The following is a 667-nucleotide window of genomic DNA, read 5'->3' as shown; positions in this document are numbered from 1 at the left end:
CCAATTGGTAGCAGACTACGGCTATATTTTTTACCTAGAAGCGCGTAAAGAAATCATTTATGAAAAGGGAAATCAAGACCATAGGTGTTCATGGTTATGATGCCAAGAACAAGGAAATGCATGGTGTGTTTATGCCAATGGGCCTGCTTTTAAAAATGGATACAGCATCCCTTCATTAGAAAACATTCATATTTACCCATTAATGTGCGAGATTTTTAGGGCTGCCTATTCCAAACCAAATTGATGGCAAACTCAATAAGATTTAAAAGCGTTTTTAAGAGAGGATTGATTCATTTCAATATTCATTGACAAAAGAAAGGCAAAGTTACCAAGTTTGCGAAGGGTTTTATCCTAATTTTCGTCTAAACAAGCAATTACAGTTCATCAAATAATAACAGTTGTTCGTTTCGGCCTAAACCCTTTGAGATTGAAAAATAGTCAAAAGCTTATTCTTTTTACAGCCTTAATTTCTTTAGCCAATACTGCTTGTACTACTGAAATGGAGCCAGAAACAATTGTCCCCTCCACCTATACAGGGACGGCATCTTTATCTCAGGGCATGGCAACAGTTACCACCGAAAACTTGTTTGAATGTTCCAATGGAAGAGAGGCACCCGTTGGCATCTCCACCGCATTGGATGGAAACATATGGACTGTTCCTGCAATG

1 protein-coding gene is annotated in these 667 nt (G+C 38.2%); it reads left to right on the top strand.

From position 1 onward, the window contains the following. Positions 1-427: 427 nt before the first annotated feature. A partial coding sequence (locus ADIWIN_RS20685; protein ID WP_040757553.1) for a hypothetical protein occupies positions 428-667 on the top strand: 240 nt, incomplete at its 3' end.

Origin of the sequence: Winogradskyella psychrotolerans RS-3 (genome assembly GCF_000427335.1) — a bacterium.
In the GTDB taxonomy this organism is placed as follows: Bacteria; Bacteroidota; Bacteroidia; order Flavobacteriales; family Flavobacteriaceae; genus Winogradskyella; species Winogradskyella psychrotolerans.
The sequence above is the reverse complement of the archived record's forward strand: the minus strand, read 5'-3'. Positions and strand labels throughout refer to the sequence as shown.